Source organism: Tessaracoccus flavus (genome assembly GCF_001997295.1).
In the GTDB taxonomy this organism is placed as follows: Bacteria; Actinomycetota; Actinomycetes; order Propionibacteriales; family Propionibacteriaceae; genus Arachnia; species Arachnia flava.
In genome coordinates, this window is record NZ_CP019605.1 from 2,473,452 (window position 1) to 2,489,287 (window position 15,836).

Here is a 15,836-nt window from a genome sequence, read left to right on the forward strand (position 1 = left end):
ACCCCCGAGACGCGTGCGTTTGGAACCCTCCGTAGTGGCGTTAGTCATGGACGAAAGTATGCCGGACGGATCAAGAGTTCTGAGCATTCGCGCTGCTCTCTGCTCCCTGGATCCTCCGGGCCAGGGCGGGCACGGAACGTGCTGACTGACGCATCGGGTCCGCAACGAACCTTCGACGCCAAGGAAGACCATGAGATCGCTTGCCCGTTCTGCCCGAACGCCAACGGAAGACACGTGAACGCCGACGCTGACGAGTTCTCGCCAGCTGAGAGGCGTCGACGCCAGCGGACAGCCAGTAACGCCAGCGGATAGCCCCAACGCCAACTGACAAGACCTAATGCCGACAAGACCCAGGGACGCCCCTGAGATATCGCGGGCGTCGCTGAGTCTCGCGGGCATCATCGTTTCCCGGTTGGCGTTATCCCCTGCCGGTTGGCGTTCTCCCCTGCCGGTTGGCGTTGCGTGCTGCCCGTTGGCGTTATCCCCTGCCCGTTGGCGTTCCGTGCTGCCCGTTGGCGTTATCCCCTGCCCGTTGGCGTTCCGTGCTGCCCGTTGGCGTGCCGTCGACCGGCTCGGGGCTCACACGGGACGAACAGGCTGCCGCAGGACCGTCCTCAGCTTGTCCGGGGCTACGCGACGAGGGTCACTCAGGTAGATCTCGTGGTGAGGGCCGTTCCAGGTAAGACCCGCTGCCTCCATCCGAGCGTGGAGGCGCGCGATGACCGGTCCCTCGTCGGCGTAGGCGCCTGTGTGCATGACCTGGAGGCAACGCCCCTCCCGCAACTCCTGGATCCGCAGCTCCGCGATCGGCAGGTCCGGCTTCTTCGCAGCGGCCGACCCGAACCCGGCGGTGGCGTCCGCGTCGACGACGGCGTCGGGGAGAGGCAGCATGATGGTCCACTTCCACTCGCTCTTCTCGCCGGACGCGAAGACCGCCGGGTCGTCGGCGTACCAGAGACCTTCCAGCGGCCCGACGACGAAGTCGTCGCCCGTGCGATCCCGGAAGGCGAATTTGATCGCGTAGGCGGTGGAATAGAGGGCTTGTAGCCCGCTTTCGTAGGCCGGCGCCGAGTTGGGGTCGCCGTGGCCGTCGATCGCAAGGAACCGCATGAGCGGCACGTCGGCCTCGACGATCTCGCCCGCCCGCGGCTGGTAGAGATCCTTGCGGTCCTTCTTGACGTCGAACTTCATCGCACACCTCTCGAGGCCATCGTCGCACCTCCCGTCCCCCGGGGAAAGAGACAGCGCCCCGGCCGTTGGGGCCGGGGCGCTGACGCTGCTTGAGGGATCAGGCCTGCTTGATGGCCGAGATCTCGAACTCGAGCGTGATCTTGTCGGAGACGAGGAAGCCGCCGGTCTCCAGCGCGGCGTTCCAGGTGAGGCCGAAGTCGGAGCGGTTCACCTGCACCGAGCCCTCGAAGCCCACCCGGTCGTTGCCGAAGGGGTCCTTGGCCGAGCCCTGGTACTCGAGCGGGATGGTGATCGAGCGCGTGATGTCCTTGATGGTCAGGTCGCCCGTCACCTCGACGGTGTCGCCCTGAACGGCGTAGCTGGTGCCGACGAAGGTCCAGGTCGGGTACTTCTCGACGTCGAAGAAGTCGGCGGAGCGCACGTGGTTGTCGCGGTCCTCGTTGCGGGTGTTGACCGAGGCCGGGTTGATCTTCACCTCGAGGGTGGTGGCCTGCGGGTTGGCGGCGTCGATGACGGCCTGCCCCTCGAACTCCTCGAAGGAGCCGCGAACCTTGGTGACCATGGCGTGGCGGGTCACGAAGGAGAGGGTGGTGTGGGTGGGGTCGAGCACGTAGGTGCCGTTGAGTTCGTTGAGCTGCATGAGCGGGGTCCTTTCCGGGTTGTTGAAATCAACACTACCCAAGAATGATTGAAGTGTCAACTATCCCCTGCCCGATCGCGCGGGCAACGACGGCGTGCCCCGAAACGAGTAGAGACCCGCCCCGGGGGAGGGCGGGTCTCTACGGGTTCGGCAGAGCGCTCAGCTGGTGAACGGCGGCTGGTAGCCGCCCTGCTGATTCTGCTGCTGGGGAGGGGTGGCCGGCTGCTGCTGCGGTGCCGGCTGCTGCTGCGGCGCCGGCTGCTGCTGCGGCGCCTGGTACGGCTGCTGGAACTCGCCCTGACGGGGGGCGTCGATCTGCTGCTGCTCAGGGGCCCCCGCGGGGCGCTGCGAGATCTCCCCGAAGTTGACGTCGGGGGCCTGGCGAACCATCGGATCGTTGACCTCGAAGTACGTCGCCTTCTCGAAGTTGGCGAAGTTCGCGATCACGTTGCTGGGCACCGACTCGATGCGCGTGTTGTAGTCGCGCACGTTGGCGTTGTAGAACCGGCGGGCGGCCGCGATCCGGTCCTCGGTATCGGTCAGCTCGCGCTGCAGCTCGATGAAGTTCGTGTTGGACTTCAGATCCGGGTAGGCCTCCACTGACACCAGCAGGTTGTGCACCGCCTGCGTCAGCTCCTGCTCGACGGCGGCGCGCTGCTCGGTGGGCTGGCCGCCGGACTGCCCGGCGAGCGCCCTGGCGTTGTTGCGCAGCGCCGTGATCTGCTCAAGGGTGTTCCGCTCGTGGGCCGCGTAGCCGCGGACGGTCTCGACCAGGTTGGGGATCAGCTCGTAGCGACGGTTCAACTCCACGTCGATCTGCCGCCAGGACTCCTGGATGAGGTTACGGCTGCGCACGAAGCCGTTGTAGGTGGCGACGCCCCAGCCGACCACCGCGAGAGCGATGACGAGCAGGACGATGATCACAATCAGCCATGGGGGCATGGAAGTCTCCTATCGGTCGAGACTCACGGTAGCGCAGCGACGATCGAACAAGCCTGTTCGCCGCCACATATTTCCTGCTCGGCGGGCATCTCCTACGATCTGCCGACGGGCGGGCACGAGAGGGTCGTTGGACCCCCGCGTCTACAACCCCAGGTCAGCCAATCCGACGGCGTAGCGGTACTCGAGCCCTGCCTCAGCAATACGCTCGGCCGCGCCGGTGCCTCGATCCACCACCACAGCGACCGCGACCACCTCTCCCCCGGCTTCGCGCACCGCCTCGACGGCGGTCAGGGCGGACCCGCCCGTCGTGGACGTATCCTCGACCACCAGCACGCGACGGCCCGACACCTCGGTGCCTTCGATCTGGCGCTGCAGCCCGTGTGCCTTGCTCTGCTTGCGCACGACGAAAGCGTCCAGCCGGCCGCCCGCCGCGGCACGTGCGTGCAGCATCGCGGTCGCCACCGGGTCTGCGCCCAGGGTGAGCCCCCCGACGGCGTCGAACTCCAGGTCGGAGACCAGGTCGTTCATCACCCGTCCGACGAGCGGTGACGCCGCGCCGTCGAGGGTGACGCGGCGCATGTCCACGTAGTAATCCGCCTCCTTGCCCGAGGCCAGGGTCACCCTGCCGTGGACGACGGCGAGGTGCTTGATGTGCTCGATGAGCTCGGTGCGATCTGTCATTTCGTCTCCGTCATGGTCAGCGTGCCGAACCCGACGGAGATGTCGTCGGACGGCGCAAGGTCTTCTTCGGTGGTCAAGGTGATGAGCGCCCGGGTGGGCACGACGTCAGTGTGGCCTGGCACGGGGTCGAGCACCCAGCTCTCGGAGCGGGCGACGGTCAACGCGGCGGGGGCGGCTGTGATCGTGTAGGTGAATACCGCGGCCCTGGTCTCGACGATCACCTCGTCCCCTTCGCCGAGCGTCAGCAGATCGCGGAAGGGCGCGCCCTCGGTCGTGCGCCGCCCGGCCAGGGCGAAGTTGCCAGCCTGCCCCGGCAGCGCCGTCGACGGGTACCAGCCGACGCCGTTGCGCAGGTCCGCCTCGTCGACGCCCGCGACGATCGGCCACTCAAGATTCAACCGAGGGATCCGCAGCACCCACGCCGGCTCGCCCATCGCCGGTTGGCTGACCGCGGGGGGCGCCTCGGGGTCGGCGTCCGGGTCGGGCACGGCCGGAGAGGCCGACCAGCCGTCGCGCAACGACACCACGCTCTCGGCCGCGTCGTCAGCCGCGACCAGGTTGGCCCCCCAGAACTGCCAGGCCGCCCAGCCACCGGCGATCAGCAGCACCACCAGCACGACAGCGCCCAGGACCGCCAGCGGGGAGATGCCCTCTGTCTGTGCGGCGCGTCTGGCTTTCACGGGCCCTATTGTGTCGCACACCCGGCAGCTCTACTGCGAGGCGACCGTCCAGTAGGGTCGGATCGCACGTTCAGTCCCCCAGCCGAAGGCGTCATGAGCTCACCACAGCGCAGATGGAGCGTCGCGAACGCTGCACTTCTGGTCACCGCGCTCACGCTCGTCTCCACGCTCCTGGGGTTCGTCCGCGACGTCGTCATCGCGGCGGTCTTCGGCGCCAGCCCGGAGCTCGACTCGTACCTGGCCGCTCAGGGGCTCCTCAACATCATCATCGCGCTGGTCGCCGGTGCCATGGCCCGCTCATCCGTGCCGGTCACGTCGCGCGAGGCCGCCGGCGAAACCGACCGCTGCGCAGGGCACCGCGGGTTCGACACGGCCTTTACCATCACCGTCCTTGTGCTGGGCGTGCTCGGCATCCTCATGGCCATCTTCGCCGGACCGGTCACGACGGCGATCGCTCCGGGATTCGACGGGCCGCAGGCGGAGCTGACGGCTCAGCTCACCCGGATTCTGCTGGTCGCGACGGTCTTGGTCGCCGGGACCAACCTCTTCGCGAGCCTGGCCCAGGTCCATGGACGCTTCGGCTGGTCTGCGCTGGAGGGGGTCCCGTTCAACATCGTGATGATCGCCACGGCGGGACTGTTCGGCCCCCGGTACGGCATCTCCGCCCTCGCGGTCGGGTTCGTCGTCGGGTCGGCCGCGCGGTTGCTGCTGCAACTGATCCCCCTGCGCGCCGCCCGGGTCAGGCTGCGGCCCCGCCTCGAGGTCTCCGACCCGGGGTTCCGGGAGATCGCCCGGCTGATGCCGGCGATGCTGGTGGGCAGCGCGCTCGGCAACGTCAACACGATGGTCGACCGCGCCGTCGGGTCGACGTTGGCCGACGGCACCATCACCGCCCTGTCCTACGCGTGGCGGCTGATCGACCTGCCGCAGACCCTCCTGGTCGCCTCCCTGCTGGTCCCCCTCTACCCCGCGCTCGGGGCGGCGGCCAAGGACCGCGCCGAGGTCCGGCGCCTGGTCGGGCGGGGGCTCGCGCTGATCATCACGGTGCTGACGCCGATCAGCGTCGTGCTGATCATCGCCGCCAAGCCTGCCGTCGCCATCGTCTTCGGGTACGGAGCGTTCGACAGCGACGCCGTGGCCCAGACCGCGGACGCGATGGTCTGGTACGTGCCCGCCCTCCTGGCCCTGAGCATCCGGCTGTTGATGGTCCGCGCGTCGTACGCCGTCGGCGACTCCCGCACCCCGGTGACCATCGGGGTCTTCGCGATGGTGCTCAATCTGGCGGGAGACCTGCTGCTCGCCCCTGTGATGGGGGCCGCGGGGATCGCGCTCGCCACGTCGATCTCGGTCGGCGCGGCCGCGGTGCTCAACACCTGGTTGCTCCGTCGACGGCACGACGGCGTGGCGCTCCGCCCCGCCGCCGGGCTTCTCGGTCGGGCGACAGGCCTGGCGGTGGCGTCGAGCGGGGCCGGGTGGGCAGCACGGCACGTGACCGACGACCTGCCGGCGCTCGTCAGTGCCCTTGCCATCGGCCTTGCGGTGGTGGGGGTCTACGCGGCCGGTCTGGTTATGTTGCGCAGCCCGGAGCTAGCCGTGTTCCGTGACGCACTTCGGCAGGTGCGCCGGGGTCGACGGCGTCCTCGCGGGTGAACCGGTCGGTCACCAGCTGCAACGCCGGTGGCAGGTCACGGACGCTGAGGACGCTGTCCGTCGCGGAAGAGGCCCACCGCAGGGTGCCGAGAAGGTCCCTGGCCAGGCCACCCCTGCGTTCGACCCTGGCGCGGCGGAGGTCACCCGCCAGCCATGTGTAGCGATGCCCGGGCGGGGCATCCGACAGAGGATCGACCGGTCCACCGAGGGTCCAGCGCCCCCAGAGGTCGGGCACGCCCGGCCGCGCGGCGTTGGTCAGCGACATGGACCCGAAGAAGCGCCCGTTGAGGTCGATGAGCCTGGGCAGACCGTCTGCGCCGGTGAGGAACTGGAGTTCGACGAGCCCTGACCAGCCGAGCCGCTCGAGGAGCGCCTCGCTGCGTCGAGCCAGGTCTGCGTCGACGGGGACCGTCACGGCCCGGGTCGACACTCCACTGGGGATCGGCCACACAGCTGAGGCTTCCTGCTGAACGCGCGCGTCCAGGCGTCCGTCGCGGTAGACACCGATGAGCGCGCTGAGCCGCCCGTCGATCGCCTCCTGCACGATGGCCTCCTCGCCGGCGGCGCGGATGTGTTCGATGCGCGGCCAGGCGGAGTCCATGTCTGGATACAGCTTGGTCTCGATCCGGTGCGCCTTGGTGCGCCCCGGGGTCCAGTGCGACCGGCACTTGACGACGACGGCGCCACGCCACGATCGACGCAGGTCGTCGGTGGCCGCGTGGGTCCGCGGTGCCGAGAGTCCAACCTCGCCAGCCAGCCGGGTGAGTTCGAGTTTGTCCAGCGCGCTCCGGACCGCCGGATAGTCGGGGTGGGCCACCGCCGCGTCGAGGTCGCCGCGGTAGGCGGACAGTGCGGCCATGAAGTCGTCGGTGCCGCCGAACAAGACGTCGTAGCCACCAGCCGCGATGGCCTGGTTGGTGGCGGCGACGAAATCGCGGGCCTGGCCGCGGGGCTTCGGCACGAGGTGGGCCGCCGATACCGCTCGGGAGGCCGAGAGCATGCCGTGCGCCGTCGGGGTACCGACGCCGACAGTCCAGCCGGATTGCCTGAGCGACCGGACGGCCGAGAGCGCGCCCCTGCTGCGCTCTGTGCTGAGCACCAGCGCGCGGAGCCTCTTCATGAGGTCAGGCTACAGCGGGTGGCGGGCACTTCCGCTGCCCGACGCGCTGACCTATGCATGCGGTTGACAAGCGCATGCGCGATCGCAGAGGCTCCCTGAGTCGCGACGCGCGGGTGGGGCGCACCGCCCCACTACCGACGCCGGGGACGCTTGGCGCCCCGCGTCTTGGAGGCTGGCCCTCCCGGAGCGGGGTTCTTCCGCGGCCGCTGCGGGCTCTCGACCCCGCCACGGGCCTGCGTCGTGCGGGTGCTGTTGACCGTGCGCCCCCGCACCACTCCGATGAACTCCTCGATCAGCGGGTTGGGGTTGTCCGTCAGCCACGCCAGCCCGATCGTGGTGGGCTCGGCGTCGACGACCGGGAGATACAGCATGTCCCTGCGGCTACCAGTGCGGGCGATCGACATCGGCACTCGAAGGACGGCCGCCGAGTAGGCGGCCAACTCGATGCTCTCGGGCTGGGAGTCGTGGATGACGCGGACGTCGGCGAGGTCGTCGGCGGTCACTTCGTCGAGCGCGGCCAGCAGGTGGTCCTTGCTCAGCCAGAGCACCGGCTGCTCGTCATAGAGGGGGATGACGTGCAGACCCTCCCTATCGACGGGGAGGCGCACGAAGCACATGTCGACGTCGTCGCTCAGCAGGGCCCGACGCTGGTTGTCCTGCTCCACCTCGACCACCTCGAGCGGCTGGCGGAACCTTTCGGCCCAGATACGGCGCCATTTGGTGAGGGTGACCCCGGGCACGAAGCCGACGCGGAGCACGTTTGGTGCTGGTGGCTGGCGATCGGTCACGACGCCGAGGCTACTCCACGCCTACGCGTGGGGAGCGTCACGAGTCGCCTCGATGGGCCGGCACCTAAGCCTGGATCCACGCTAAGGATTCGCGCTCTATGCTCGGGGCATGAGCCAAACCCTGAAGCCGGCCACGGCCGCCGCCAAGCTGGGCATCTACCTGCCCGCCGCGCCCGAGGAGTTCCGCACCGCCTCGCTCACCCGAGACGAGTTGGACGAGCTCCGCGACAATCCCCCGGCCTGGCTGATCGAGCTTCGCCGCAACGGGCCCTTCCCCCGCGACGTCGTCGCCCAGAAGCTCGGAGTCTCGAGGTCGGGGCTCGCCCGGGCTGGCGTCACGGAGGCGCTCACCGCCGACGAGATCGGCGAACTGCTCGCCGACCCCCCGGACTGGCTGGTGCGCGAGCGCGAGACCCATCAGAAGGTGCTGAAGGAGGAGGCGCGGCTGCGCCAGGAGCGTTGAGCCAGGCTGAGCGGAGACGCTGCCGAGCGGTCGCGGCGCCGCTAGCGTGGCCCCATGCCGCACTTGATACCTGAGGACCCGCTGTTCACGACGGAGTCCGAGCGCGTCGTGTGGAGCGCACTGCGGGAGACTCTTCGACCCGACGACACGCTGATCGCCAACTACCGACTGACCGACGAGAAGAAGGATCACGAGGCCGACCTCATCGTCGTCATGCCCGGCACAGGCGTCGCCGTCCTCGAGGTGAAGGGCTCGGGGGTGGGGCTCACCGACGGCCGTTGGACGATGCAACGAGACGGTGGGACCGTCGCCATCGATCCGGTGGCCCAGGCCCGCGACACCCGCTACGCCTTGTGGTCCTACCTCAGCTCCGATCTGCGCTGGACCACGCGGTCCTTCGGCCGGGCGCGCTTCCTGCACGGGGTCGTCACCCCGTTCACGAAACTGGGCCCCGACCTGTCCCTCCCGGATTGCCCGCGCTGGATGATCCACGACAAGATCGACCTCCCCTGCCTGGCCGAGCGGCTGCGGACCGTACCGCCGGGGTACGAGACGCACTGCACTCCCCCTTCGGAGGAGGCGTGCGACGTACTGATCGACATCCTGACGGCCCGCGGCACCGACGCCGCGCCAGACGTCGAGGCGGCCTCCGACGAGCGGCAGGCGCGCGCCGACCGGCTCACCCAGGAACAGGGCCTCATCATCGACGCCATCCGCATGCTCCGGAGGGTCGAGGTCCGAGGCGGTGCGGGCAGCGGCAAGACGGCGCTGGCACTGATCAAGGCCCGGCATCTCGCCGGCGGACGGGCAGGTGAGCGTGAGCGGGTCGCGCTCGTGTGTTACTCGATCGGTCTGGCGAGCCACTTCCGCCGCGTCGTCGCCACCTGGCACTACAAGGACAGGCCCGCGTTCGTCGGCACGTTCGAGGACCTCGCCAACCAGTGGGGCATCGCGTCGGGTTCGCGGGATGATCACGCCTTCTGGGAGGAGCGGCTTCCCCACCTGATGACTGAGCGGGCGGCCGTCCTGCCTCCCAAGCAGCGGTTCGATTCGTTCGTCGTCGACGAGGCGCAGGACTTCGCGGACACCTGGTGGGATCCGCTCATCACCTCCCTGCGGGACGAGGAGGACGGGGGGCTGTTCGTCTTCTCCGACGAGGGCCAGCGTCTGTTCAAACGCTTCGGCCGCCCTCCCGTGCCCCTGGTTTCCCTCGTGCTGGATCACAACCTGCGCAACACCCGGCAGATCGCGAAGGTGTTTCAGCCGTTGGCCCTGATGCGCATGCGGCTCGACGGCGGCGACGGTCCGGAGGTGTCGCACATCCAGACCTCACCCGAGGACGCCGTCAGCGTCGCCGACGACATGGTGGAGGCGCTGCTGGACGAGGGTTGGCACGAGGGCCATGTCGCGCTGTTGACCACCGGCCGGCGACACCCGGAGCAGGTGAGCCGTCAGGAGCTCCAGGGCCAGAAGGGTTACTGGGACACCTTCTGGGACGAGGAGTTGGTCTTCTACGGGCACGTCCTCGGCTTCAAGGGCCTCGAGCGGCGGGCCGTGGTGCTGTGCGTCAACGAGGACGGCACCGGCGAACGGTTCAAGGAACGCATGTACGTCGGCCTCTCCCGTGCCACCGACCGGCTCATCGTGGTCGGCGACCTGGACGTCATCGCTCAGGCGGGCGACGACGTGGCCCGCGCCCTGTCGTCGGCGCCGAGCTGACGCACCCGGACCGGCCCCGGGTGGGGGAAGGTCTGGAGCGCGACGGTGACGAGGCCGTCGAGGAGGAAGAGCTCGATGAGGCCGTGGTCCTCGATGAGGACCCCCGAGACGGGCCCCGCGGGAAGCGGGATGGGTGACGTGGCAGGGAATCCGGTGTGGACCGCGTGCGGATCGGCGTCGCTGCGGTCGACGACCAGTGCCCCGTCCGCGCCACGGTGCACCACGCAGCGGCTTGAGAACTCCCCGAAACCCGACTCGAGGATCAGCGCGTCGCCCTCGGACAGCTCGACGTCCACCCGCATCACCCCGGCGGGGATGACCTCGGGGAGGACCGGCCTCTGCCGAAGGACCGGCCCGAGCTCCGTCTCGACGAGCGTGACCCGGCGGGCGAGCGTCATCGCCGACTGCCACGGATGGGTGGGGGTGTCGTTGGCGTAGGACCAGTTGCTCATCCACCCGAGGATCAACGGGTCCCTCAGGCCGTGGAACGAGACGGCCGCATAGAAGTCGGGTCCATAGTCCAGCCACCGCCACCCTGCCTCATCCGGGGCGAAGCTGGCGCCGTCGAAGTCGCCGACGAGGTAGCGCATCCCGGATCCGCCGGAGAACCCGCCCGGGTTGGTGCTGAGCAGGAGAACCCAGCGCGAGGTCGCAGTGCCCTCGACCGGCACCTCGACAAGGTCGGGGCACTCCCACAGGAGCCCCTCCTCCCCAAGCGGCCCGACGCTGCTCTCGTGGGTCCAGGTGAGAAGGTCGGCCGACGAATGGATGAGGACCTGCCGGTCGACGGCCTCCACCGTGACCATCACCCATCGCCCGCTGGGCTCATGCCACGACACCTTCGGGTCGCGGAAGTCCGACGATCCACGCTCGAGCACGGGGTTGCGGTCATAGCGGGTCCAGGTCAGGCCGTCGTCGACGCTGTAGGCGATCGACTGGGCCTGCTGCCCGGGCCGGCTCGGGTCGAGGGCGGTGTAGGAGCTGGTGAACAGGGCCACCAGCGGACCCTCCGGTCCGTCGCCCAGGCCCGACGTGTTCAGTCGGTCCCAGACGACGGAGCCGGAGAAGGCCATCTCCTCGGCAGTGGCGGGGATGGCCACCGGCAGTTCCTCCCAGGTGAGGAGGTCGGTCGAGACGGCGTGCCCCCAACTGATGTTTCCCCAGGTGCGCCCGGTCGGGTTGTTCTGGAAGAACAGGTGGTAGCGCCCCTTGTGGAAGAGCAACCCGTTCGGGTCGTTCATCCAGGTGCCTTCGGGGGTGAAGTGCAACTCGGGGCGGTAGTGGGGGGTGTCGTGCATCGATCAGACCTTTTCTGACTGGTGGGTGATCAGGCGCTCTTGTAGCGGTCGTAGGCGGCCTGGTAGACCTCCATGACCTTGGACAGGCCCATCTGCTCGAGCTGGGCGACGTAGGCGTCCCATTCGGCGTCGATGGTTCCCTCGACGATCCAGGTAGCGAACTTGCGGCCGACGAGAGTGTTGATCTCCGTCTGCGGATCGTTGATCTGCTGAAGTTCCTCGTTGCTCAGCATGACCGGCGGGTAGGCGTCGTTGGCGCGGTAGGGCTCGTAGAACTCGGCCACCATCTCCTGGCGCTCCTTGGCGCGGGGCTCGGGGGCCACAACGGTCTCGAAGTGCTCGCGCGTGGTGATGCAGGGGCCGCCCGGCGCCACCTTCTGGCGACGCTCGCCCTCGGACTCGCCCGCCTTGGCGGGGATCTGGACGAGGATGCCGTCGGCGTTCTCCTCCAGCGTCACGCCGATCGGGCCCCAGCGGGTCTCCGCCGACATGACCGGGTCGTACAGGCGGTCGGCCCAGCGCATGGTGGCGGCCGGGTACTTGTTGGCGCTGGTGATCGCGAACGCGCCCCTGTTGATCTCGGCGTAGTTCGACACCGAGGCCCGCTGCTTGCCGTCGAAGCCCTTGAGCACGCCGACGTGCGCGTAGTCGGCCACGCGGTCCTCGCCCACAGCCTCCTTCATCTCCCACCAGATGAACGAACCGAGGCTCATCGGGTCGGCCTTGCCCTTGGCGAGGTAGGTGGGATCGTCCTGCGAGAAGCTCTCAGGGTCGATGAGGCCCTCTTGGTACCACTCACCGAGCTTCTTGACGGCGGTGCGCCATTCGTCGCGCACAGCAGTGAAGATGACCTTGCCGTCCTGGACGATGCGGTGGTCGTTGTTGTCGGGCAGGCCACCGATGGCCGCGATGAGGTCTGCCACGTTGGCGGCGAAGGAATCCACCCGGAACGACAGCGGGATGGTGCCCTGGCCGCGCTCCTTGAAGGCGCGGAGGGCCGCCTCGTACTCATCAATGGTGGTGGGCACCGGGAGGCCGGCTTCGTCGAGCCAGGTCTTGTTCACGAACAGGAAGTTCGGGAAGGCGAGGATGCCGAGTTCCTCCACTGCGGGCAACGTGTAGATGTGGCCGTCAGAGGCGGTGATGGCCCCGCGGATGTCGGGGCGCTTGTCGAGGATGCCCTTGAGGATAGGTGCGTGCTCGTCGATCAGTCCCTCAAGCGGGATGAGGGTGCCGTTGGAGCCGTTGGTGACGACCTCAGCGTCACTCAGGCCCGTGTTGAACAGCGCGTCGGGCAGGTCACCCGAGGCGAGCATGAGGTTCTTGCGTTCTGCGTACACGTTGTCTGGGAGGTTGTCCCAGGTGATGTCGATGTTGGTGTCGTTCTTCCAGCGCTGGACCAGTTCCATCGTCTCGTAGTCGGGCGCGAGGGCGGATTTGGTGCCGGAGAACGTGAGCGGCAGGGTCTTCTCGACGATGGGGAGGCCTTCGGCCTTGAAGCCGAACGCGTCGGATTCGTCGGCGGGGAGGTTGCCGTCGGAGGAACCGTTGGAGCAGCCGGCGACGATGCCGGACACAGCGAGAGCGGCGAATCCAGCCAGGAGGCTGCGGCGCTTGATCATGATGGTTGTTTCCTTTCGGGGGTGGATTGGGTCACTTGAGCGCGCCGAGGGTGGCGCCCTTGACGAAGTACTTCTGGAGGAAGGGGAAGATGATGAGCAGGGGCACCGTGGAGACGACGATCATTCCGTATTTGATCAGTTCGCCCAGACGCTGGGCGGCGGCGTAGGAGTCGATGGAGCCGGTGTCCAGGGAGGCGGAGGCCTGTGACTGGATGAGCACGTTGCGCAGCACCAGTTGCAGCGGGTACATCGATTCGTCGTTGAGGTAGATCATCGCGTCGAAGTAGGAGTTCCAGTACGCCACGATGTGGGTCATGGCCATCAGCGCGATCAGGGGCTTGGTCAGGGGTAGCGCCACTTTGAAGAAGAAGCGGAAGTCGTTGGCGCCGTCGATCTGGGCGGCTTCGCGGAGTTCCGCCGGGACGTTGGTCTCGAAGAAGGTGCGGGCGATGATCAGATTCCAGACGCCGACGGCGCCGGGCAGGATCACTGCCCACATGGTGTTGAGCAGGCCGAGGTCGCGGACGACGAGGTAGCGGGCGATCAGGCCGCCGTCGAAGAACATCGTGATGATGAACAGGATCATGAAGAAGTTGCGTCCGGGCATGTCGCGGCGGGACAGGGCGTAGCCGGTGCACAGGATGATCGAGACGCTGACCAGCGTGCCGACTCCGGTGTAGAGCAGCGAGTTGCCGAAGCCGCGCACCAGGGCGTCGTTCTTGAAGAGCGTCTCGTAGCCCTCCAGCGTGAAGCCCTGCGGGAAGAGCCAGACCTTGCCCTGTGCGATGAGGTTGGGGTCGCTCACCGACGCGATGACGATGAAGTAGAGCGGGTAGATGATCGCCGCCGCGGCGAGCAGAAGCAGCCCGACCGTGACGATGTTGAAGGTGGGGTCGGCGATGCGGCTGAGGAAGCCGTCGCGCTTCTCGAAGGAGGACGAGGCGGCCAGGGGCGCTGATGTCGTAGTCATGGAGCTCACCAGAGGGACGATTGGTTGGCCTTCTTGGCGACATAGTTGAACGTCACGAGAAGGATGAGGTTGAGGACGGAGTTGAACAGCCCGATCGCAGCGGAGTAGCTGAACTGCGCCTGCTGGAGGCCCGCCTTGTACACGTAGGTGTTGATGATCTCGGAGGTTTCGAGGTTGAGCGGGGTCTGCATCAGGTAGACCTTCTCGAAGCCGAGGTTGAAGATGTTGCCGATGGCCAGCACGAAGAGGATCGTGACGACGGGCAGGATGCCTGGGATGTCGATGTGCCAGATTCGGCGGAACTTGTTCGCCCCGTCCATCTTGGCGGCCTCGTGGAGCGACGGGTCGATGGCCGTGAGCGCCGCGAGGTAGATGATCATCGAGAAGCCGGCGTTCTGCCAGACGTCCGAGCCGATGTAGAGGGGCCGGAACCACTCTGGGTCGCCCATGAAGAAGACGGGCTCAGCGCCGGACAGGGTGAGGACGTTGTTGACGATGCCGGAGCTGGGGCTGAACAGCAGGAAGATCATGCCGACGACGACAACGACGGAGATGAACGACGGCGAGTACAGCACCGTCTGGATGAACTTCTTGAACCGCTCCGAGGGCAGCTGGTTGACGATGAGCGCCAGGATGATCGGTACCGGGAACGCCACGAGGAGCCCGACGGTGTTGATCGTCAGGGTGTTGACCAGCAGGTCGCGGAACTGGAACGAGTTGATGAAGCGCTCGAAGTGCTGCAGACCGACCCAGGGGCTGCCGGTGAACCCGTCGGCCGGGTTGTAGTTGCGAAACGCGATCTGCGCTCCGTACATCGGCCAGTACTTGAAGATGAGGAGGTAGATGATGCCCGGCAGCAGTAATACGTATAACTGCCACGATCGGAGGATCGACCTCCGCCGTGAGACGCGGCGTCGCGTCGGGCCTGGATCGAGCGCCGAGGTGGGCTCGGGCGCGGTGGTTGTGGTGGAGATGGACGTCATGAGTAGACCTTCACGGACGCGACGGATTGGCGGAGTTGAGGGGAACATTCGACGGCGAGACGCTTGGTCTCCGAACCACGGTTCAGGACTTCGGCGACCGCGAGGCGCCCCATCTCCGCGAGCGGGAGCTGGAACGTCGTGAGGGCGGGTTGGAACATGGGGGTCAGCAAAGCCTGGTTGTCGAACCCGACGACGCTGACGTCGTCGGGGACCGAGAGCCCCAGCCGCTCCGCGGCGTAGTAGAGACCGAGCGCGGTCCGGTCGTTGGCACAGAAGATCGCCCGGGGGCGCTGCTCCAGGGTCAGGAGTTCAAGACCTCCTCGGAGCCCGTCCTCGTAGCCACCGGTGCCGAAGCGCAGCCACTCGGCGCGAAACGGCACCCCCTCGGCGTCGAGCGTCTCGATGAAACCCTTGAGGCGACCGCTGGCGGCGGGGAGGGTCGAGCCTTCGGGGCCGATATTGATCATGCCGATGTCGCGGTGCCCCGCCTCCAGCAGCACGCGGGCCGCTGCCCGGCCGCCCGCCTCCTCGTCAGGGAAGACGCTGGTCACGCTCCCTGCGGGATCCTGCGCGTTGAGGCAGACCGTGGGGATCCCCGACAGCCCCGTCGGCACGTCGAGGCGGCGGTGATACATGGCGGCGTAGATGACGCCCGCGACCCGGTAGCTCTGCATCATGGAGATGGCGGCCTGCTCAAGGCGCGAGTCGCCCGCCGTGTCGACGGTGAGCAGCACGTGCCCCCGTCGCCACGCCTCCTGCTGCGCGCCGAGGATCATCTCCCCGGCGAACGGCGTGGTGGCGACCTCGTCACCGATCAGCCCGATCATGCGCGACTTGCCCTCGCGGAGCACCTTGGCATGGACGTTGGTGCGGAACCCCAGCTTCTTCGCCGCATCGAGCACCCGCTGCGACGTCTCGGCGGACACGCGTCCGGCCTGTGACTGGTTGAGAACCATGGACACAGTCGCCTGTGAGACGCCGGCCTCAGCTGCGACGTCGTTCATGGTTGGCCGATTCTTCATCGAATCCCTCCGCCTTGGTTATGCGTATAACGAAGGCTAAACGTATCACTCCGCGAATGTCAACAGC

15 protein-coding genes are annotated in these 15,836 nt (G+C 67.8%); 3 read left to right on the forward strand and 12 right to left on the reverse strand.

Features of this window, described 5'->3' with window-relative positions; all coding sequences use genetic code 11:
• Positions 1-579: 579 nt before the first annotated feature.
• The 5 genes from RPIT_RS11485 to RPIT_RS11505 form a co-directional block, all read right to left on the reverse strand.
• Positions 580-1,191 carry a GyrI-like domain-containing protein gene (locus RPIT_RS11485; protein ID WP_077343364.1) on the reverse strand — a complete coding sequence of 204 codons (612 nt, stop codon included), beginning with the start codon at positions 1,189-1,191 and terminating at the stop codon, positions 580-582.
• Positions 1,192-1,288: 97 nt separating this feature from the next.
• Positions 1,289-1,831, reverse strand: coding sequence for a YceI family protein (locus RPIT_RS11490; RefSeq protein WP_077343366.1), 543 nt, complete (start codon positions 1,829-1,831; stop codon positions 1,289-1,291).
• A 159-nt stretch (positions 1,832-1,990) separates the two neighbouring features.
• Positions 1,991-2,773 carry a LemA family protein gene (locus RPIT_RS11495; protein ID WP_077343369.1) on the reverse strand — a complete coding sequence of 261 codons (783 nt, stop codon included), beginning with the start codon at positions 2,771-2,773 and terminating at the stop codon, positions 1,991-1,993.
• 141 nt (positions 2,774-2,914) lie between these two features.
• Complete coding sequence (gene pyrE, locus RPIT_RS11500) at positions 2,915-3,454, reverse strand: orotate phosphoribosyltransferase (protein ID WP_077343372.1); 540 nt, start codon at positions 3,452-3,454, stop codon at positions 2,915-2,917.
• Positions 3,451-4,134, reverse strand: a complete 684-nt coding sequence (locus tag RPIT_RS11505) for a sortase (RefSeq protein ID WP_077343375.1) — start codon at positions 4,132-4,134, stop codon at positions 3,451-3,453. Before RPIT_RS11505 ends, pyrE begins: the two co-directional genes overlap by 4 nt.
• A 93-nt stretch (positions 4,135-4,227) precedes the next feature.
• Here RPIT_RS11505 and murJ point away from each other — a divergent pair, with 93 nt between their 5' ends.
• Positions 4,228-5,784, forward strand: a complete 1,557-nt coding sequence (gene murJ, locus RPIT_RS11510) for a murein biosynthesis integral membrane protein MurJ (protein ID WP_077343377.1) — start codon at positions 4,228-4,230, stop codon at positions 5,782-5,784.
• Here murJ and RPIT_RS11515 read toward each other — a convergent pair.
• On the reverse strand, positions 5,702-6,904 hold the full coding sequence (locus RPIT_RS11515) for an ATP-grasp domain-containing protein (protein ID WP_077343380.1): 1,203 nt from the start codon (positions 6,902-6,904) through the stop codon (positions 5,702-5,704). The genes murJ and RPIT_RS11515 overlap by 83 nt on opposite strands.
• A gap of 131 nt (positions 6,905-7,035) precedes the next feature.
• Positions 7,036-7,692, reverse strand: a complete 657-nt coding sequence (locus tag RPIT_RS11520; RefSeq protein WP_226996262.1) for a LysR substrate-binding domain-containing protein — start codon at positions 7,690-7,692, stop codon at positions 7,036-7,038.
• Between the two features lie 109 nt (positions 7,693-7,801).
• On the opposite strand from RPIT_RS11520, the gene RPIT_RS11525 reads away from it, so the two are divergent.
• Positions 7,802-8,155 (forward strand): DUF5997 family protein, encoded by a 354-nt coding sequence (locus RPIT_RS11525; RefSeq protein ID WP_077343383.1) that lies wholly within the window; start codon positions 7,802-7,804, stop codon positions 8,153-8,155.
• A 54-nt stretch (positions 8,156-8,209) separates the two neighbouring features.
• Positions 8,210-9,874, forward strand: a complete 1,665-nt coding sequence (locus RPIT_RS11530) for a nuclease-related domain-containing DEAD/DEAH box helicase (protein WP_077343386.1) — start codon at positions 8,210-8,212, stop codon at positions 9,872-9,874.
• Here RPIT_RS11530 and RPIT_RS11535 read toward each other — a convergent pair.
• The 5 genes from RPIT_RS11535 to RPIT_RS11555 are packed head-to-tail and all read right to left on the reverse strand — an operon-like array spanning position 9,826 to position 15,769.
• Positions 9,826-11,172 carry a glycoside hydrolase family 32 protein gene (locus RPIT_RS11535; protein ID WP_077343389.1) on the reverse strand — a complete coding sequence of 449 codons (1,347 nt, stop codon included), beginning with the start codon at positions 11,170-11,172 and terminating at the stop codon, positions 9,826-9,828. The genes RPIT_RS11530 and RPIT_RS11535 overlap by 49 nt on opposite strands.
• A 29-nt stretch (positions 11,173-11,201) precedes the next feature.
• A complete protein-coding gene (locus RPIT_RS11540; RefSeq protein ID WP_077343392.1) occupies positions 11,202-12,794 on the reverse strand; it encodes an extracellular solute-binding protein in 1,593 nt (530 codons plus the stop codon).
• 31 nt (positions 12,795-12,825) lie between these two features.
• Positions 12,826-13,764 carry a carbohydrate ABC transporter permease gene (locus tag RPIT_RS11545; RefSeq protein ID WP_077343394.1) on the reverse strand — a complete coding sequence of 313 codons (939 nt, stop codon included), beginning with the start codon at positions 13,762-13,764 and terminating at the stop codon, positions 12,826-12,828.
• A gap of 5 nt (positions 13,765-13,769) precedes the next feature.
• Positions 13,770-14,747, reverse strand: a complete 978-nt coding sequence (locus RPIT_RS11550; protein WP_077343396.1) for an ABC transporter permease — start codon at positions 14,745-14,747, stop codon at positions 13,770-13,772.
• The gene (locus tag RPIT_RS11555; RefSeq protein ID WP_077343398.1) at positions 14,744-15,769 is read right to left on the reverse strand and encodes a LacI family DNA-binding transcriptional regulator; all 1,026 of its coding nucleotides are present in this window, start codon (positions 15,767-15,769) and stop codon (positions 14,744-14,746) included. Before RPIT_RS11555 ends, RPIT_RS11550 begins: the two co-directional genes overlap by 4 nt.
• Positions 15,770-15,836 lie beyond the last annotated feature (67 nt).

What these genes read in the sequence shown, in the direction of transcription:
- RPIT_RS11490 (WP_077343366.1), bottom strand. Translation starts at nt 1,831, where the DNA reads ATGCAGCTCAACGAACTCAACGGCACCTACGTGCTCGACCCCACCCAC.
- RPIT_RS11545 (WP_077343394.1), bottom strand. Translation starts at nt 13,764, where the DNA reads ATGACTACGACATCAGCGCCCCTGGCCGCCTCGTCCTCCTTCGAGAAG.
- pyrE (WP_077343372.1), bottom strand. Translation starts at nt 3,454, where the DNA reads ATGACAGATCGCACCGAGCTCATCGAGCACATCAAGCACCTCGCCGTC.
- RPIT_RS11530 (WP_077343386.1), top strand. Translation starts at nt 8,210, where the DNA reads ATGCCGCACTTGATACCTGAGGACCCGCTGTTCACGACGGAGTCCGAG.
- RPIT_RS11535 (WP_077343389.1), bottom strand. Translation starts at nt 11,172, where the DNA reads ATGCACGACACCCCCCACTACCGCCCCGAGTTGCACTTCACCCCCGAA.
- murJ (WP_077343377.1), top strand. Translation starts at nt 4,228, where the DNA reads ATGAGCTCACCACAGCGCAGATGGAGCGTCGCGAACGCTGCACTTCTG.
- RPIT_RS11495 (WP_077343369.1), bottom strand. Translation starts at nt 2,773, where the DNA reads ATGCCCCCATGGCTGATTGTGATCATCGTCCTGCTCGTCATCGCTCTC.
- RPIT_RS11515 (WP_077343380.1), bottom strand. Translation starts at nt 6,904, where the DNA reads ATGAAGAGGCTCCGCGCGCTGGTGCTCAGCACAGAGCGCAGCAGGGGC.
- RPIT_RS11550 (WP_077343396.1), bottom strand. Translation starts at nt 14,747, where the DNA reads ATGACGTCCATCTCCACCACAACCACCGCGCCCGAGCCCACCTCGGCG.
- RPIT_RS11485 (WP_077343364.1), bottom strand. Translation starts at nt 1,191, where the DNA reads ATGAAGTTCGACGTCAAGAAGGACCGCAAGGATCTCTACCAGCCGCGG.
- RPIT_RS11540 (WP_077343392.1), bottom strand. Translation starts at nt 12,794, where the DNA reads ATGATCAAGCGCCGCAGCCTCCTGGCTGGATTCGCCGCTCTCGCTGTG.
- RPIT_RS11555 (WP_077343398.1), bottom strand. Translation starts at nt 15,769, where the DNA reads ATGAAGAATCGGCCAACCATGAACGACGTCGCAGCTGAGGCCGGCGTC.
- RPIT_RS11525 (WP_077343383.1), top strand. Translation starts at nt 7,802, where the DNA reads ATGAGCCAAACCCTGAAGCCGGCCACGGCCGCCGCCAAGCTGGGCATC.